This is a genomic window from Pedobacter rhizosphaerae (assembly GCF_900111155.1).
Classification (GTDB): Bacteria; Bacteroidota; Bacteroidia; order Sphingobacteriales; family Sphingobacteriaceae; genus Pedobacter; species Pedobacter rhizosphaerae.
On the sequence record NZ_FOGG01000009.1, the window covers coordinates 1 to 18,382 of the forward strand.

General features: G+C 38.2%; 16 protein-coding genes. 3 read left to right on the forward strand and 13 right to left on the reverse strand.

Annotated features, from left to right (window positions below; all coding sequences use genetic code 11):
- Positions 1 to 21 precede the first annotated feature (21 nt).
- Both BMX11_RS09015 and BMX11_RS09020 read right to left on the reverse strand, forming a co-directional pair.
- A complete protein-coding gene (locus BMX11_RS09015) occupies positions 22 to 1,221 on the reverse strand; it encodes a pyridoxal phosphate-dependent aminotransferase (RefSeq protein ID WP_090883660.1) in 1,200 nt (399 codons plus the stop codon).
- A 60-nt stretch (positions 1,222 to 1,281) separates the two neighbouring features.
- Positions 1,282 to 1,677, reverse strand: coding sequence for a DUF1573 domain-containing protein (locus BMX11_RS09020; RefSeq protein WP_090883662.1), 396 nt, complete (start codon positions 1,675 to 1,677; stop codon positions 1,282 to 1,284).
- A 172-nt stretch (positions 1,678 to 1,849) separates the two neighbouring features.
- On the opposite strand from BMX11_RS09020, the gene BMX11_RS09025 reads away from it, so the two are divergent.
- Positions 1,850 to 4,270 carry an alpha-ketoacid dehydrogenase subunit alpha/beta gene (locus BMX11_RS09025; RefSeq protein ID WP_090883664.1) on the forward strand — a complete coding sequence of 807 codons (2,421 nt, stop codon included), beginning with the start codon at positions 1,850 to 1,852 and terminating at the stop codon, positions 4,268 to 4,270.
- A gap of 376 nt (positions 4,271 to 4,646) precedes the next feature.
- Positions 4,647 to 6,866: a tetratricopeptide repeat-containing sensor histidine kinase gene (locus BMX11_RS09030; protein ID WP_175474518.1), complete on the forward strand. Its 2,220-nt coding sequence runs from the start codon at positions 4,647 to 4,649 to the stop codon at positions 6,864 to 6,866.
- 8 nt (positions 6,867 to 6,874) lie between these two features.
- Here BMX11_RS09030 and BMX11_RS09035 read toward each other — a convergent pair whose 3' ends face one another.
- From BMX11_RS09035 to BMX11_RS09075, 9 genes are all read right to left on the reverse strand, one after another.
- Entirely contained in the window at positions 6,875 to 7,630 is a 756-nt protein-coding gene (locus BMX11_RS09035) for a LytR/AlgR family response regulator transcription factor (protein ID WP_090883668.1), read from the reverse strand.
- Between the two features lie 120 nt (positions 7,631 to 7,750).
- Positions 7,751 to 8,359, reverse strand: coding sequence for a DUF1684 domain-containing protein (locus BMX11_RS09040; RefSeq protein WP_090883671.1), 609 nt, complete (start codon positions 8,357 to 8,359; stop codon positions 7,751 to 7,753).
- Positions 8,360 to 8,365: 6 nt separating this feature from the next.
- Entirely contained in the window at positions 8,366 to 9,463 is a 1,098-nt protein-coding gene (aroC, locus tag BMX11_RS09045; RefSeq protein WP_090883673.1) for a chorismate synthase, read from the reverse strand.
- Positions 9,464 to 9,537: 74 nt separating this feature from the next.
- On the reverse strand, positions 9,538 to 10,845 hold the full coding sequence (aroA, locus tag BMX11_RS09050) for a 3-phosphoshikimate 1-carboxyvinyltransferase (RefSeq protein ID WP_090883675.1): 1,308 nt from the start codon (positions 10,843 to 10,845) through the stop codon (positions 9,538 to 9,540).
- 95 nt (positions 10,846 to 10,940) lie between these two features.
- Positions 10,941 to 12,080 (reverse strand): chorismate mutase, encoded by a 1,140-nt coding sequence (locus tag BMX11_RS09055; protein ID WP_090883677.1) that lies wholly within the window; start codon positions 12,078 to 12,080, stop codon positions 10,941 to 10,943.
- 319 nt (positions 12,081 to 12,399) lie between these two features.
- Entirely contained in the window at positions 12,400 to 13,233 is an 834-nt protein-coding gene (locus tag BMX11_RS09060; protein WP_090883680.1) for a prephenate dehydratase, read from the reverse strand.
- Between the two features lie 394 nt (positions 13,234 to 13,627).
- Entirely contained in the window at positions 13,628 to 14,578 is a 951-nt protein-coding gene (locus BMX11_RS09065) for a sterol desaturase family protein (protein ID WP_090883682.1), read from the reverse strand.
- A 4-nt stretch (positions 14,579 to 14,582) separates the two neighbouring features.
- Positions 14,583 to 15,641 carry a 3-dehydroquinate synthase gene (gene aroB / locus BMX11_RS09070; protein WP_090883684.1) on the reverse strand — a complete coding sequence of 353 codons (1,059 nt, stop codon included), beginning with the start codon at positions 15,639 to 15,641 and terminating at the stop codon, positions 14,583 to 14,585.
- Entirely contained in the window at positions 15,641 to 15,847 is a 207-nt protein-coding gene (locus BMX11_RS09075) for an RNA-binding S4 domain-containing protein (RefSeq protein ID WP_090883686.1), read from the reverse strand. The genes aroB and BMX11_RS09075 overlap by 1 nt, the downstream gene beginning before the upstream one ends.
- Positions 15,848 to 15,943: 96 nt before the next feature.
- Here BMX11_RS09075 and BMX11_RS09080 point away from each other — a divergent pair, with 96 nt between their 5' ends.
- Positions 15,944 to 17,128, forward strand: coding sequence for a proline dehydrogenase family protein (locus BMX11_RS09080; protein ID WP_090883688.1), 1,185 nt, complete (start codon positions 15,944 to 15,946; stop codon positions 17,126 to 17,128).
- Between the two features lie 114 nt (positions 17,129 to 17,242).
- On the opposite strand, the gene BMX11_RS09085 is transcribed toward BMX11_RS09080, so the two are convergent.
- Both BMX11_RS09085 and BMX11_RS09090 read right to left on the reverse strand, forming a co-directional pair.
- Positions 17,243 to 17,557 (reverse strand): Mpo1-like protein, encoded by a 315-nt coding sequence (locus tag BMX11_RS09085; RefSeq protein WP_090883690.1) that lies wholly within the window; start codon positions 17,555 to 17,557, stop codon positions 17,243 to 17,245.
- A 9-nt stretch (positions 17,558 to 17,566) separates the two neighbouring features.
- Positions 17,567 to 18,202, reverse strand: a complete 636-nt coding sequence (locus tag BMX11_RS09090; protein ID WP_090883692.1) for an HAD family hydrolase — start codon at positions 18,200 to 18,202, stop codon at positions 17,567 to 17,569.
- Positions 18,203 to 18,382: the final 180 nt, after the last annotated feature.

Here is an 18,382-nt window from a genome sequence, read left to right on the forward strand (position 1 = left end):
CCATCTCACCAGCTTACCCCCCTAAACCGCTCTTCCAGGATATTGTTGCAAGGCAATCTCTAAACAATCCATAGCAGCATTTAAATCAGCTACATTTAAAACGTAAGCCATACGGACTTCATTTTTTCCAGAACCTGGTGTAGAATAAAACCCTGTAGCAGGAGCCATCATAACTGTTTGATTATGGCGTTCAAACGATTCGAGTATCCACTGGCAAAATTTGTCTGCATCATCAATTGGAAATTTAGCCACTACATAAAATGCACCTCCCGGATTTGGACAAAATACACCCTCAATGTTATTTAAACGATTCACTAAGGTGTCGCGACGTAAAGTATATTCGGTATTTACCTGCTCAAAGTAGCTGTCAGGAGTGTCTACGGCAGCAGCCCCGGCAATTTGTTCAACCATTCCTGGGCTCAGTCTGGCTTGTGCAAACTTCAATCCGGAGGCAATAACTTCCTTATTTTTGGTAATTAAACAGCCTAAACGAGCACCACACGCACTGTAGCGTTTAGAAACCGTATCCATGATAATTACGTTTTCATCCAGGCCATCTAAATGCATAGGCGAAATAAACTCGCGTCCATCGTAGCAGAACTCACGGTAAGCCTCATCAGAGAAAAGGAATAAATCATACTTTAAGCACAATAATTTTAAGGCCTCTAACTCTTCTCTCGAATATAAATATCCGGTTGGATTATTGGGGTTACAAATGATAATAGCTTTCGTTTTATCAGTAATCAGTTTTTCGAACTCCGCAATAGGAGGTAGGGCAAAACCATTTTCGATATAAGAGAGAATGGGTTTAACTACCACATTGCTCATGCAGGCAAAACCGTTATAGTTGGCGTAAAAAGGCTCAGGGATAATAATTTCATCACCTTCATTTACACAGGTTTGCATAGCAATCGTGATGGCTTCCGAGCCACCAACAGTTACAAGAATGTTTTCTGGTGTAATGTTATACCCAAGCTTATTATAATACTCGGTTAGTTTCTGGCGATATGCTAGTGTACCTTCAGAGGGTGTGTAGGCCCAAACATTAAAATCAATGTTTTTAATGGCATTCAACATCCCTTCGGGAGTTTCTATATCGGGCTGACCAATATTGAGATGGAAAACTTTTTTACCATCTTTTTTGGCCTGGTCGGCAAATGGGGTTAATTTTCTGATTGGCGATGCAGGCATCTGCAATCCCTTTTGTGAAATTTTTGGCATGGTACAAAAATAAAAAAGTCCCGATCAAAATCGGGACTTTTCATTATTATAGAAAAAAAATTACTTTGATGCTGGAGCAGTTACTGTTTCGCCTTTAATGTAAAGCACTTTAACAGGTGTTTTAGCATTTGAACTAACGGTTATTGTTTTAGAAAATGGCGATGGGCCAGCTGCTGCATTAAAAGTTACTGAAATAACACCGGTTTCACCTTTTTTCAATGGTGTAGAAGTGTACTTAGGAACTGTGCAACCACAACTTCCTTCTGCTTTAGTGATGATTAATGGTTGTTCACCTACGTTTGTATATTTAAACTCATAAGTAACAGGCTTGCCCATAGGGATTTTTCCGAAATCGTGAGTTTCAGCTTCAAATTTAAATTCGGCAGGTTTAGCTTGTGCATTTGCAGCAATACCAAAACCCAAAACAAAAGCGAATAATACTAAGATCTTTTTCATGTTATAGTTTTGAAAATTGTTTTAAACTTTTATAAAAACAAATTTATACGTTTATTCAATAAAACAAAAACTATTCCAATTATAAATTCTTAATCCATATATAATTTTACATAGCAGGATAAAGGCAAACTTTTTATTTTGCATATATTTGCCACAACCAATATTTGATTATATGCAGAATGAAAAACTTATAACCAACGCTATTGATACTTCCGAATTGAGTTTTAACGACTTTAAGTCAATTGTGATAAACGATTACAAGATTGCTTGTGAAAGCAGGCAGGCCAGCATTTTAGGCCGTAGAGAGGTGTTAACAGGCAAGGCTAAGTTTGGCATTTTTGGTGATGGAAAAGAAATTCCCCAAATCGCAATGGCTAAAGCCTTTAAAAATGGCGATTGGAGATCGGGGTATTATCGCGATCAAACCTTCGCTTTTGCGACAGGAATATCGACCCTCAAAGCTTTTTTTGCTCAATTATATGCAAATCCAACGGCAGGAGCAGATCCTTTTTCGAGTGGCCGACAAATGAACAGCCATTTTGCTACCAAATCCATCAATAATGACGGTAGCTGGAATGATTTAACTCAAATTAAAAATACTTCTTCTGATATTTCGCCTACTGGCGGACAAATGGCCAGACTTGTCGGCTTAGCGTATGCATCAAAGCTTTACAGGCAAAATAAAGAATTAGAATATCTTAAAAACTTCTCCGTAAAAGGAAATGAAGTAGCTTTTGGTACAATAGGCAATGCATCCACTTCTGAAGGTGTATTTTTTGAATCCATAAATGCAGCCGGTGTGCTCCAGATACCAATGGCCATTTCTATTTGGGACGATGCTTATGGGATTTCTGTGCCTGCAAAGTATCAAACCACTAAGGAAGACATTTCTGAGGTGCTGAAAGGCTTCCAGCGTGATGCCAAAGTTGCAGGATATGAAATTTATAAAGTAAAGGGATGGGATTATCCGGCTTTATGTGAAGTTTACGAAAAAGCCATACAGGTTTGCAGAGATGAGCATGTTCCTGTGTTAATTCATGTAACCGAGCTTACCCAGCCTCAGGGACATTCCTCTTCTGGTTCTCATGAGCGCTATAAATCTAAAGAAAGACTACAATGGGAAAATGATCACGACTGTATTAAAAAAATGCGGGAATGGATGTTGGAGTCGGCAATAGCAACAGAAGATGAAATTCTTGAAATAGAAAAAGGGGCAAAAACTGTCGTTCGCGAAGCACAAAAAGAAGCCTGGTACGAATTTTTAGAAGGGATTAAGCCTGAACAAAAGCAAGCCATAGATCACATTACTGCGTTAGCAAAATATCAACCAGAATTGGCGAAAATCGCTGGTCAACTGGCTTCCATTGCAGATGCCCAACGTAGAGAGGTATATTCTGCAGTTAGAAAGGCTTTAAGGCTTTCTGCCAAATTTGAATCTGAAGAGCGCAACGCCTTTTTGAGCTGGTATAAAAAACAACAGGATTTAAATTTCGAACGTTACAGTGCCAAACTTCATTCAGATACCATGGAAAGTCCTGATATGATTGAAGTTGTCCCTGCACATTACGATGATTTATCGAAGATGGTAGATGGGCGTGAGGTATTAAATGCTTGCTTTAACGAAAATTTTGCCAGAGATCAGCGTTTAGTTGCTTTTGGTGAGGATTTAGGGAATATAGGTGACGTAAATCAGGGTTTTGCTGGCTTACAGGCAAAATATGGTGAATTGCGTGTTACAGATACCGGAATTCGCGAGATGACCATCATGGGCCAGGGAATCGGTTTGGCACTTCGGGGCCTTAAACCCATTGCTGAAATCCAGTATCTCGATTATCTAATTTTCGCCCTAAATGTACTTAGTGATGATTTAGCCTCATTATCTTACCGCACAAACGGGATTCAAAAGGCACCGATGATTGTACGAACCAGAGGCCACAGATTGGAGGGGATATGGCATTCAGGATCGCCTATCAGTATGCTTTTAGGCTCTTTAAGAGGAATGCATCTTTGTGTTCCCCGAAATATGACCCAGGCTGCCGGAATGTATAATACCCTTTTTAGGGCGGATGAACCTGCATTGGTAATTGAATGCCTGAATGGTTATCGCCTCAAAGAAAAATTACCAACAAATGTTGGCGACTTTACCGTTCCACTGGGCAAAGCAGAGGTTTTGGAGGAAGGATCAGACCTCACAGTAGTCTCTTATGGATCGACATTAAGAATCGTTCAGGAAGCCGCCGAAGAGTTGGCCGCCTTTGGCATATCTGTAGAGATTATCGATCCGCAAACTTTGTTGCCTTTTGATACCGGCCACATTTGTGTGAATTCCTTAAAGAAAACCAACAAGCTCCTGGTGGTAGATGAAGATGTACCAGGTGGCGCTTCAGCTTATATTTTGCAAAAGGTACTAGAAGAACAAAAGGGTTATTTTCATCTGGATGCACAACCTAAAACACTATCTGCAAAAGCGCATCGCCCACCTTTTGGTTCTGATGGAGATTATTTTAGTAAACCATCAGTTGACGATGTAGTGGAAGTGATTTACCAAATGATGCACGAGGCTAATCCTCAGAGATTTCCAGCTTTATTTTAGCCGATAATTTAAATTCATATCACAAATAAAGTTCGGATTCATAACAGATTCGGGCTTTCTCCTTATACTTGATTTTAGTCCCCATTAAAATTACCTTGTTCTTTTTAGGTAAAAATACGGTTCTATGTTTTATAGATTTATCTTATCTTTATCGATCATCCCCCAAACGACGATCCTATGATTAGAATTTTACCACATGTAAAAATCTATAAATTGCCATTCCGATACAGCGATGTAAATTATTCGGTTACGTAACACTATGGATAAACGCTTCAAAAAACAGTTTTTCCTAAGTAAACGCAGTCAAATATTAGTCATTGTAGTTTTGATGCTGCTTATTTCTGCTCGGGGATTTTGTCAAAATCTTAGCCCGCAAATGAGGCTGGATAGTCTGCTGGCATTAAACCAGAAAAACCTTCGCACAGATTCTACCAAGGTTAAAATTCTACTGCAGCTTTCCCGCCAGTATAGTAATATGGACAACGCCGATAAAGTGGAAGAATACACAGATCAGGCAGTAGATCTTGCACATAAAATTGATCAGAAAAAATTCTCTGCTATAGCTTATTACAGGAGAGGATTGTTTTATCACAACCATAACAATCACCAAAAAGCAGAAGAGAATTATTTAATGGCCATAAATGAATATGCCAGTATTAATAATTTGAACAGAATTGGAAGCACCTATCTTGATTTGGGTAACTTGTATGCTTCCATACCTGATTATGCCAAAGCTCTGGAAGTTAATCAGAAAGCCCTTGCTATTTTTGAAAAGGCAAACAATGAGGCAGATATGGCCAGATGTTATACCAATATTTCAGATATCTACCAGGATCTTGGACAGCAGAGCCAGGCCCTTGTGTATTTGAAGCTGGCCCTGAAATTATTAAAGAAAAAGAACGAAAATAGCAGGGAAGTAGCTGTAGTATACCACATGATCGGAAGAAATTACCTGGAAGCGAATGCTGCAGAGCTTGCTAAAATGAGTGTAAAACCGAATCAAAAATTAAAGCTTGCGCTTGATCATTTCAATAAATCACTAAAAGTAGCAGAAACATTAGAAGATAATGGAATAGTGGCCTCTAATATGAGAAGCATTGGAAATGTGTATAACGAACTGGGGTCGAAGGAATACGCTTTAAACGCTTATTTGAAATCGGTAGACCTGAGTAAAAAGGAAGATGATAAAGGTGCTTATGCGGCCAGTTTATATGCCTTGGGAAATTTTTATAGGCAGGAGGGCGATTTTGGGAATGCTACGGTTTTGCTCAATAATAGTTTGAAGGTTGCTCAGGAAGATAATGTATTAGATTTAGAAAAAAACTCAGCACTGGCACTAAGTGATGTTTATGAGAAAGAAAGAGATTACAATAAATCACTGATTTTTTATAAGCAATACATAAATGTAAGAGACCGCATCTTTAACGAAGACAAAGAAAAGGAGATTACGCGCAGACAAATGCAGCTTGATTTTGGGGTAAAGGAACGCGATTTCTTATTGCATCAAAAAATAACGGATGGAGAATTACAGCGCCAGGTTTTGCTTGCCCAGAAGCAACAGCAAGAACTGATCTTAAAAAAACAACAACTTGCACTTAGCGATAAGGAGAGAAGTCTTCAGCGCTTAACATTTTTAAAAAAACAAGCTGATTTGGAGATTGAAAGGGAAATTCAGGCAAGTAAATTTGAAAGAGCGAAAATGCAGGCCAGGTATGAAACCTCTTTGCGCGATAAACAAATCAGTAAACAGGAACAACAGATCAAATTCGATTGGAAGATCAAAATCTTTCTGTCAGTAGCTATAACATTAATTCTCCTGGCAGCATTGGTTATCTTTTTTAATCAACGTAAAACTAATCGGTTAAACAAAATCATCAACCATCAAAAACGTGAATTGGAGCAGTTAAGCAGGGTAAAGGATCGTATTTTTAGCGTAGTGAGTCACGATATGCGCGTACCCATCAACTCCTTAATTTCATTTATACAGTTGTTGGAAGCTGGAAACATTGAACAGGAGAAATTAAGTCGTTATGCAGCTTCTTTAAAGCACAATTTGGCCTATACCTCAACCATGATGGAGAACCTGTTAAACTGGGCCGCCAGTCAGATGCAGGGATTTAATCCTTACCTGGAACAAATAGACGTTTCTGCGTTACTTCAGGAAACGCAGCAGGCATTGCAAAGCGCAGCTGATCAAAAGGGCGTAGAGATACTGAATTACATGCCCGCAGGGATACAAGGCAAAACAGATAGCAACATGCTTTCATTGGTTTTACGCAACCTGGTTAGCAATGCCATTAAATTTACACCACAAGGTGGAAGTATTAGTATATTCTCTGGCGAGCTGAACAATCACTTACAAATTAAAATTGTGGATACAGGCGTTGGCTTAACACCGAAGCAGATTAATCACTTTAATAAAATGGGGCATTTGGGGGCCGGTGTAACAACTTTAGGTACCAATAAAGAAAAAGGTACCGGCCTGGGTTTATTACTTTGCAGAACTTTTGTAGGTTTAATGGATGGTAAAATAACCGTTGAATCCAATACCCCTCAAGGCTCCGTTTTTACGATAGAACTGAATAAGGAAGTTTAATTATTCGGTTAATTTTTGGTAAACCTGGATAGTATTTTTTTATCAATAGACTTTTCCATTAATTCTTGCCTGTTCCCTGCACTGATGGGCACCGTGAAGTTGTGTTCCAGGTGGATTTCGTGATTGGTAATGGTAGAAATATGGTTAATATTGATAATATATTGTTTATGCACCCTGGCGAAAATACCTGGAGGAAGTTGCTTTTCTAAGTTCTTAAGGCTTACCAGGATAATATGTTTATCATCAATGGTAAATAGTTTAGAAAAATCGCCCATGCTTTCAATATAAATTACATCATCATATTTAAGCTTGGTAATACCTTTGGTTTCTCTAAAGTAAAAGAAGTCATCCTCTTGTTCTTTAGTGATTTTTTGATCCTGCTCTAAAAAATTTTTCGAGTTTCTTTTCAGTTCAATGTATTCTGTTGCCTTGTTTACGGCTTTAAGCAGCCTCTCAAATGTAGCTGGCTTAACCAGGAAATCTATAGCATCTAAGTCAAAACTTTCAACAGCATAATGACTGTGGGAGGTGACAAAAATAAAGGTTGGCTGATTTTTTAAGCTCTTAAGCAGGCTTGTTCCAGACAATTCGGGCATGTCAATATCCGAAAAAACAATGTCAATGTGGTTTTCTGAAAGTACTTTTAAAGCCTCAATGCCGCTCGAGCAAACCGACACAATATCCAGCAAAGGGATTTTTTTAAGATGCATTTCTATCGCATCTCTTTCAATCTCATTGTCGTCAACAATTAAACAACTATACATAATTTGAAGAAAATAGAATTATTTATAGTACAGGTATAAATGAATAGTTATAATATTATTCAATATTACCCTTTTTGAATGGGAATAAAAATAAAATACCTAAAAAATGTATAAGTTATACTACGATTTATGTTTTTTCTCTCCAGTGTATTTCTTTTCGCCTGCCTTTATCGCTATAGAAAGGTCATTTTCTGCTGGTGGAACCGGGCATCGGTACCCATCGCTATAGGCACAGTAGGGGTTGTAAGCCTTATTGAAATCAACCTCCATCACTCCATCTTTCATATCTTTTAAATCAAGATCAATGTATCTGCCTCCACCATAGCTTTCTTTACCATTGCTTTCATCCGTAAAGGGAAGAAAAAGATGATCCTTGTATTTGGGATTACTTGACAGGACCTTGCTTTTGAAAATAGTCATTTGAATATCCTTTCCTTTTAGCACGAAAGTAATTTTTGCGTAACGATAATATTCCTGACTGCTGCCATCTACCGTTGGCATTTTGAAAACTTTTTCATGCTTTAAAACTTCTACCTTAGCCATTACGCGGTACAAGCTGTCTGGCTCAAAAAAATGAAGATCTTTCAGGTCATTTTCCTTTAATGGCGAATGGCCGTTCTCAACAAAATCTTGTTTATAAGCTTCGCGATGGACTGCAATTTTTGTCTGGTAATCCTGTGCACTTGCACCCAGGCTAATGAAGAGGAAAAGAATAAAAAAGTTTTTCATAAGCTATTAAACTATACTTAGTTTATTACGGAGAAATTGATCTGCTAAAACCAATGCGGCCATCGCTTCAACAATAACAACAGCTCTTGGTACTACACATGGATCGTGGCGGCCTTTACCTTTAATCTCTGCAGCTTCTCCTGCGGCATTAATGGTTTGCTGATTGTGCATAATTGTGGCTACTGGTTTGAAAGCAACTTTAAAGGTAATATCCATTCCGTTTGAAATCCCTCCCAATATGCCTCCTGCATGATTGGTAATGGTTTTGAATACCTTGGCATCGGCAGCTTTGGGCTGTGGAATATCATTGTGTTCTGATCCACGCAATTCGCTTCCTTCAAAACCCGAACCATATTCAAAGCCGTGAACTGCGTTGATGCTCAGCATAGCTTTTCCTAAATCTGCATGAAGTTTATCAAAAACAGGCTCTCCCAAACCTGCCGGACAACCTTTAATTACACAGCTTATTTTTCCACCTACTGTATCTCCATCTTTTCTCACAGCATCAATAAATTCAATCATCTCATGGGCGGTAGCAGGATCTGCACAACGTACAATATTCTCTTCTCTGATTTGCAAAAGTGCCGATAGGTCGTTACTTTCCAAATTCGGTGCATTTATCTTACCTACCGCTGTTACGTGAGCAAAAACTTCAATACCCTGTTGCTGTAAAAATAGCTTGGCTATTGCACCTGCAGCAACTCTCGCTGCGGTTTCTCTGGCTGATGAACGGCCACCACCACGATGATCTCTAATGCCATATTTTGCATCATAAACATAATCGGCATGACTAGGACGATACACATCAATGTTGTGACCGTAATCTTTAGATCGTTGATCTTCATTCGGAATCAATAAAGCAATGGGTGTACCTGTGCTTTTTCCTTCGAAAACACCAGATAAGATCTGCACTGTATCGCTTTCTTTTCTTTGTGTCGTAATTTTAGATTGGCCCGGACGACGCTTATCTAATTCTGATTGAATAAATTCTAAATCAATATCTAACTGCGCCGGGCAACCGTCGATAATTACACCAATAGCTACACCATGAGATTCGCCAAAGGTTGTGATACGGAAAAGCTGACCAAAAGAATTACCTGCCATGTATTATGAGAATTATAGAATGTTGAATGAGTGGTTGATTGAATAAATAATTATTGAATGACTGGGGGATGGAATTATTGAATGACTGAATGCTGTAGGGTGGTAACTTCAAATCCAGCTTTCTTTAAATCATCCCAAAAATAAGGATAAGATTTTTCTACTACCTGCATTTCTTCGATTTCTACTTCTTTAACTAAAAGTGCCAAAGGAGCAAAAGCCATAGCCATGCGATGATCTTCATACGTCGCAATGGTGATTTTATCGGGGAAATGAAGCTTGTCGCAGTTTAGAGTGTATACCAGATTGGTTTCTGTAAGTGTTACACCGATTTTAGCCAATTCGTTCTGCAAAGCTGCAATACGATCAGTTTCTTTAATTTTAAGCGTTTCCAGGCCCGTAAATGCCATGTTTTTTCCTAATGCAGCAGCAATTACCACAATGGTTTGTGCTAAATCAGGACAAGTTTTTAAATCTAAGATCTCAGGAGCATCAGTTGCTTTTTCATTGGATTGAATTGAAATTCCAGTTTCCGTTTTGCTGGTTTGAATACCGAAGATTTCCATAATCCTTTGGATTTGACTATCTCCCTGAAGGCTTTTTTCTTTTAAGGCTGGTAAACTGATGGTTGCTTCATCGGCCAGGGCAGCAATGCTGTACCAATAAGAAGCAGCACTCCAATCTGGTTCAACCACTAAAGTTCCTGCTTTGAAGGTTTGTGGTTTAATGCTGATTGAATTTCCTTGCCACTGGTGTTCAATACCCACTGCGCTTAACATATCCAAAGTCATATCTACATAAGGCTTTGATGTTAATTCTCCTTCAATTTCCAGTGTTAAACCTTGCGGAAGTACAGGAGCAATCATCAATAAAGCAGAAATATATTGACTGCTTACATCACCTTTGATCTTAACTTTTTCTGTTTTTTGATTTAAAGGCCCAACAATATTCAGTGGGGGAAAACCCTCATTTTCTGCATAAGAAATGTCGGCACCTAAAGTTTTTAAGGCCTCTGCTAAGATGCCAATCGGACGTTGTTTCATCCGTTCGGTTCCTGTTAATAAAAAGTTGCCATTCTTGGCAGATAAGTAAGCCGACAAAAACCGCATAGCCGTTCCTGCAGGGCCAACATCTACCAGTTCAGAGTTGTTCGTTTGAGGTTTCGATGCTCCTCCCTGTTCATTGCTTTCTACTCCTAATTTATTGAGGATGCCATTTAAGGTTACGGTATCGGCAGCGTTGGAAAGGTTTTCTACTTGAACCAGTTTTTTGCTTAAAGCACTGATAATTAATGCTCTGTTGCATTCGCTTTTCGATCCTGTTAACTGGATTTCCGTATTAATATTCTTATTTCCCTGGAAAGAAACTAAGGCGTTTTTCGACATTTTATGCTGTTTTATTCTTTAATGTGTAGTGCCGGATATCGTATCTGGCACTACACTATAATTTGTATAGACCTTAAGTGGTTCTGGTCTTAGGCTTACGCTTTTACTTCTGTATGTTGTTCTGCAGCGATACCTTTTGCTGCTTTACCGGCATTCATAATTTCAGTTTGTTTACGGATAGATTCGCCGTGAACTAATTCTAAGAATTTTTCAGTAAAGTTTAAATCCAATTTCAATGCTTTAGCAAAAGCATGTCCTTTTTGGATAATGGCATCCCAACGGTTAACCTGAAGAATTGTTACCTGGTTATCACGTTTGTACTCACCAATTTTTTCAACTATTGACATACGTTCACCTAGTTTTTGCAATAATACGTCATCAATTTTGTCAATTTGCTTACGTAAATCTGCTAATTTATCGGCGAAAGCTGCATTTGGAGCTTCTGGCTCACGTACAGTTAAGCGATCAACCAATTCTGCTAGGGCAGCTGGAGTAACTTGTTGCTTAGCGTCTGTCCATGCAACTGAAGGATCAACGTGAGATTCGATCATTAATCCTTGCATATCTAAGTCTAACGCTTTTTGAGAGATGTAAGGGATTAATTCACGGTTACCGCAGATGTGACTTGGGTCGTTGATGATTGGTAAATCAGGACATAATGTTTTTAACTGGATAGCCATTTCCCACATTGGCTCGTTACGGAAAGAACTCTTTTCGAAAGAAGAGAAACCTCTGTGAATAGCACCAATTTTAGTAATGCCTGCACCATTAATCCGCTCGATAGCACCAATCCATAATTGAAGATCAGGGTTAACCGGGTTTTTGATCAATACAGGAATATCATGACCTTTTAAAGCATCTGCAATTTCTTGAACCGTGAATGGATTTACTGTAGAACGAGCACCAATCCAAAGGATATCTACACCAGCAGCTAAAGCTTCTTCTACGTGTTTAGCATTGGCCACTTCAACAGCTGTTGGTAAGCCTGTTTCTGCTTTCGCACGTTTTAACCACTCTAAACCAATACTTCCGATACCTTCAAATTCTCCCGGACGGGTACGTGGCTTCCAGATACCTGCTCTTAAAACAGATACTTTACCTGTTTTAGCTAATAAATGAGCTGTAGTTAATAATTGCTCTTCAGTTTCTGCACTGCAAGGTCCAGAAATTAACAACGGTTCGTTGTTTGTGTTTAACCAGGTGTTTAGTGGTTGGATGTTTAAATTAAGTTTCATGATATTGGGGGGTGTAATATTTTATTGTTAATGTTCAGTTTACTGTTCTATTGTTGTTGAGGCAAGGCCTTGGTTGTTTAACTGTCTGATTGACTAACTGTTTAATTGTTTCGGTCAAGGAGCTTATTTGGTTTAACTGTCTAATCGTTTAACTGCTTAATTGTTTTGCCGGAGCGCCTGTTTTGTTTAATTGTTTGTTGCTTTGTGTATTAATCGTTTTGTACCAGTTAAACAATTAAGCAATTCAACAATTAACCAATATATCTTTTCCATATTTTAATCGTTTTGGGTCAGTTAAACAATTAAGCAATTCAACAATTTATACCTTATCATTCTTCTGATACTCACCCAGAATATTGAAATTCGAAGTATATTTCAGTGCTTTTCTTACAGCTTTATCATATTTTTCAGTGCTAGGCCATTCTAAGTCTACGTAGAAATAATATTCATTTCTTTTGCCTAACACAGGCATAGACTGGATTTTGGTTAAGCTAACTTCTTGCTCAGCAAACACATTTAATACGGTAGCCAATGAACCAGCCCTATGGCCAACCTGGAAACAGATAGAGGCTTTATTGATTTTCTTGCCCTCGTCTGTTTTGTCTTTTTTAAGGATTAAGAAGCGCGTGTAATTCTTCTTGTTCGATTCCACTCTGCGTTCTAAAATATTTAGTCCGTAAAGTTCTGCAGCTAAAGTATTTGCAATAGCCATGGTATCTGTTAGTTTTTCCTCCTGGATACGTTTTGCACAAGCCGCAGTATCGTTACTTTCTACAATTTTAATGTGTGGATAATCATAGAAAAAATCGATGCATTGACGGATTGCGATAGGATGGGAGGTTACCACTTTAATGTCTTCGAATTTAACTCCGGGTAATGCCATTAAGTGCAATTGAATGGGTAGGTAAACTTCGCCAACTACTGCAAAACCATAATCACGAATAAGCGTATAGTTGGGTAAAAGGCTACCTGCAATAGAATTTTCAATGGCCATTACCACAAAATCGGCTTCGTTTTTTTCCAATTTGTCGCAGGTTTCTTTGAAAGAATTGCACTCAATTGTTTCAATCTCCTTGCCAAAGAATTTGTATGCTGCTTCTTCATGAAAAGAGGCCTTAATACCTTGAATCGCTACTCGTTTTGTTGTTTCCATTTTTGGTGTAAAAACAAAAAAGTCCCGGCTGTTTGGCCGGGACTTTTTTATACATTTTAATATTGTTATATATCTTTTTGCATATTAGCCCCGGCTCTCACTAAAATAGTAAAAGTAACCAAAGTAATATGTGTTGAATTGTTTCATTTCTTTTTTGAATTGACCAAATGTACTAACAAAATTTTATTTGTCAATAGGGAATTGAATTTTTTTTAAACAAAATTTAATTTTTTTTCAAATCAACCGTTTGCGTATTGGGTTTAAATATAGAACAGGTTGCTTTTAAATTGTGTTTTTGTAATTAATTAGATGGAAATATTTTTATCAAAAAGGTGTTGGCTATTAAAAAACAAATCCCCTGAAGCTTTTCTCTCCAGAGGATTTTCATTAATTTTTAAACTGCAGAACTTAATTTGGTCTGTTCTTCGTTAAAGTTTTCTGCTTTATTCTTTTGTTCTGATTCCAGGAGTTCTTGCTGCATGATTTTTGCCACTTTTGTACTTCCATCATGGCTCCAGCCAGGTGGATTGAAAATATATTTCAGTTTATCCATAAAGGTAGGCGCTTTTTTAACATCTGCTTTTAGCGCAATAAACTCATGAAAGATAATATTAATGGGTCCGGTATCTTTTGGCTGGGTAGTTAAGCCGTATTTTATGGCGTCTTCTGGTAGTTCTTCCTGGAAAGTTCCAAACCATCTATCCCAAAGGATTAAAACCATCCCCATGTTTTTATCTAAATAGCGCACATTACTGGCGTGGTGAACGCGGTGATGGGACGGCGTAACAAAGATATACTCGAACCAGGGATGCAATTTCCCTATCTCCTGTGTGTGAACGAGGTTGCCATAAATCTGCGTAATTAAATAGGCAAAAAGGATATCCATGGCGCTAAATCCCATAAATGCCAATGGCAAGTAGAAAAATACACGGTAGAGTGGCTCAAAAACCGTAGAACGGAAGCCTGTTGTTAAGTTAAAATGCTCTGATGAGTGGTGGGTAACGTGCATGGCCCAGAAAAAGCGAACATAATGGCCCACAGTATGCAAAAACCAATAAAGGAAGTCCTGAGCCAAAACTAAAACTATCCAGTAGATCCAGATATTCTGAATCTGAAACAACCTAAACTGGTAACAGTAATCTAAAAGGAAGAAGGTAGCGGTTTTCATTCCGAGATTAATGATTACCGCACAAGTCATGAGGTAAATGTTGGTCCAGGTATCTTTTTTGGTGTATAGGTTTTTATCGTGTTGGTAACTGAAATACATCTCCACGATGGTAAGCACAATTACAAAGCCAAACAAGGCACCAACAGAAATGTCGCTACTTGAGAAACTAAGATTCATTTTTTTATAAACTGTTATAATACTCCAAACTGCTTAAAATATCAGCGGTTGCTACACGGCAGTTAAACGTGCATTTACCTGTGCTTTCTAAAAGTGAAAATAATATGTTCCCATCCTCATTCTTTTTATCGCTCTTCATTAATTCTAAAAGACTATCAAAGCTTTCTTTCCGAATGTGGTATTTAGGATATAAGGATAAGATGTATTCACTAATATCTTTAAGTTCTGGTTGAGTTAGCGTACTGTTCTTAATAGATAAAGCCGCTTCGCAAACAAAACCAATGGCTATGGCTTCACCATGCGTTAAAGGGTTTTCGTCATTAGCCAGAGAGTAGCTTTCTACGGCATGGCCGATGGTATGACCGAAATTTAAAATCTTACGTAGATTTTTCTCGTGCGGATCTATGGTTACTACTTCATTTTTAATCTCTACAGAACGATAAATATCAATTGCAGCAGGATTAAGGTAGTCTGTAGTTTTTAATCGCTCATAATAAGCTTTATCAGCGATTAAACCATGTTTAATCATTTCTGCAAAGCCTGATAGCAGTTCTCTTGGAGGAAGTGTTTTTAAGAACTCGGTTTCAATGAATACCATTTGTGGAAGGGTAAAAGTACCCACCATATTTTTTACGGTATCTACATCAATTCCTGTTTTTCCGCCCACAGAGGCATCAACCTGAGAGAGCAGGGTAGTAGGCACGTTAATAAAATCGATGCCACGCTTATAGGTTGAAGCAATGAAACCTCCCATATCGGTGATTACACCACCGCCCAGATTGATCATTAAGCTCTTACGGTCGGCTTCAAAATCCAGAAGTGTTTTCCAGATGCCAATGCAAAAGTCGATATTCTTGTTTTCTTCTCCTGCAGCGGTTTCAATGAGGTCGAACTCCTGAAAATCTTCCAGGAAAGATTGGAAAACAGGAAGACAAACTTCGCTGGTATGCTCGTCTGTAAGTACAAATACTTTACTGTATTGATGGCTTTCTATTAAGTTTTTTAAGGCTACTAAACCGCTTTCGAAATAAAGCGTATGGCCTGCGCTGGTTAGGGGCTCCATTAAATGATCTCGATTTTATGTTCGGCAAAAGTAATAATATCTCCAACACGAACCTTCAAACGTTTGCGATAATCTACTTCGCCATTATATTTTACCAATCCTTCGGTTACTACCGTTTGGGCATCGCCACCACTGCCAACCAATCCAGTAGCTTTTAGTAACTGGATTAATGGGATAAATTCGCCTTCAAGTTTAAATTGTATCATTAGTGATGCAAAAATACAATTAATTTAAACGATTAGGCTTTTAACAATCAATGCTTTTTATAATTTTGCACCAATCTGACTTATTCATATATAAAAATGGACTTATCCCCCAATAAACAACCTAATTTCGATAATACCGAAGTCGCTTTTCGTCAAAAAAGTAATGCAGAATTAAAGAAAGCTTATTGGCTTTTCAAAATGATAGGAAGCAATTTCCTTACCAAGGTTGGGCCTCCAATTACTAACTTCTTTTTGAACATTGGGCTTCCGATTCAGGGCGCAATAAAAGCAACTATTTTCCAGCAGTTTTGTGGTGGAGAAACCATTGCCGAGTGTGATAAAGCTATTGTTCAATTAGATAAGGGTGGCGTAGGAACCATTTTAGATTACTCTGTTGAGGGAGAGGATGAAGAGCAGGTTTTTGATGAGACTTGTGCGGAAATTATCCGGACTATTCTACGTGCGGATGGCGACGTTAAAATTCCAATCACAGTGTTTAAAATTACCGGAATTGGCCGTTTTGCCTTGTTGCAGAAGCTAGATGCTAAAGAAGCATTATCTGATGCCGAACAGGTAGAGTTTGACAAGGTGAAGGCACGTTGTGAGAAAATTTGTAGAACGGCTTTTGAAAAGCGTGTTCCGATTATGATAGATGCGGAAGAGACCTGGATTCAGGATACTATTGATGAGTTGGCTTTGGATATGATGCGTAAATTTAATCAGGAACGCATTATAGTTTACAATACTTATCAATTGTACCGTCATGATAAACTGGCGGATATGAAAGCTGATCACCTGATTGCCAAAGCTGCTGGCTTTATTTTAGGCGTTAAAATGGTTAGGGGCGCTTATATGGAAAAAGAGCGTAAGCGTGCTGAAGAAATGGGCTATCCTTCTCCTATACAGCCTGATAAAGCTGCGTCAGATCGTGATTACAATGATTCTTTGCGCTATTGCGTTGATCATATTGAGGAGATTGCCATTGTTGCAGGAACACATAATGAGGAGAGCAGCCGTCTATTAACCTATCTTTTAGAGGAGAAGAATATTCCCCATAATCACCCGCATGTTTATTTCGCTCAATTATTAGGGATGAGTGATAATTTAAGCTTCAATTTGGCAGATTCTAATTATAATGTTGCCAAATACGTGCCCTACGGACCGATAAAAGCGGTAATGCCTTATTTATTCAGACGGGCGCAAGAAAATACTTCTGTTGCCGGACAAACGGGAAGAGAGTTAGGTTTGATTCAAAGAGAATTAAAAAGAAGAGCGATTTAATCAGTTTGGAGTTGGGTGTTTGGAGTTGGGAGTTTTCTGGTAGAGCGCTTAAACAGTTTGCAGTTTGCAGTTTTCAGTTGGAATTTTTTCCACTCAACAGTTATTTCATAATAGTTAAACCTTGAAAGATTGTTTGCCGCTTAATAAATCGTAAAACAAGATAAAATCGCTTGCTAAGCTATAGCCCGGATACTTAAAAGTAGCGGGCTTATTTTTTTCAAAGAAGAAATGACCTACCCATGCGAAGCCATAACCTAACACAGGCATGGCCAGGAAGAAACGCCAATCGTGAAATAAAAATCCGGTAAAGAAAGCCAGCACTACCAAGCCTGTTCCAATGAAATGTAGCACTCTGGAGGTGGTGTTGGTATGTTCGCTTAAGTAATACGGATAAAACTCTTTCAATGATTTGTATTTCTTCTCTTGCATAACCTAAATTTAAATAATTCCGTTCGATTTTAAGAAACTTTCCAGTTGAGCGGGTTTCTCTGTCATTAATAAGGTATTTAATCCAACTTTTTTAGCACCTTCAATGTGTTGAGGACTATCATCAATAAAAAGTGTTTCTGCAGGATCAAGCTGATTGTCTTTTAATACCTGCTCGAAGATATTGGTATTGGGTTTACGCAATTTCATGTGTTGAGAAAAATAGGCTTTCTCGAAATAATCGTCGTAATTGTTGATTTTGAAGGTTGTTTTTAGATAATCAATGATCCAGTTGTAGTGGATTTCATTATTGTTGCTGAGTAAAAATGTACGGTATTTATCCTTAACCTTTAATAAGAGGTCGTGGTTTTCTTGCATGGTGCCAATCAGTAAGCTGTTCCAGGCATTATCAATTTGTTCATCGGTCAGTTCGGGTTTATCGGCGGCAGTTCTAATCCCTTCCCTAAATTGAGCAGGACTAATTGCACCGGTTTCAAAATCATCGAATAATTGATTATGCCCTTTGTGGGCAAAGAAATTTTCGATATCGGTAATGCCTAACTGCGCAAAGGCATTTTGGGTAATTTTAAAATCAATTTCGAAGATAACATTGCCGTAATCGAAGATGATATTTTTAATGTGCTGCATGTAAAATTTGAATTTGCTGCAAAGATATTATTTTTTATTTGCTGGTTTGTGTGCCAGCGTTCTATCTCTAGTTCGTTACCCTGGATTTATTTCAGGGTCTTTCGATATCTGGTCTGTGTGTCACATATATCTGGCCTGGGTGTCACCTGTAACCGGTCTGTGTGTCAAGTATTTCCGGTC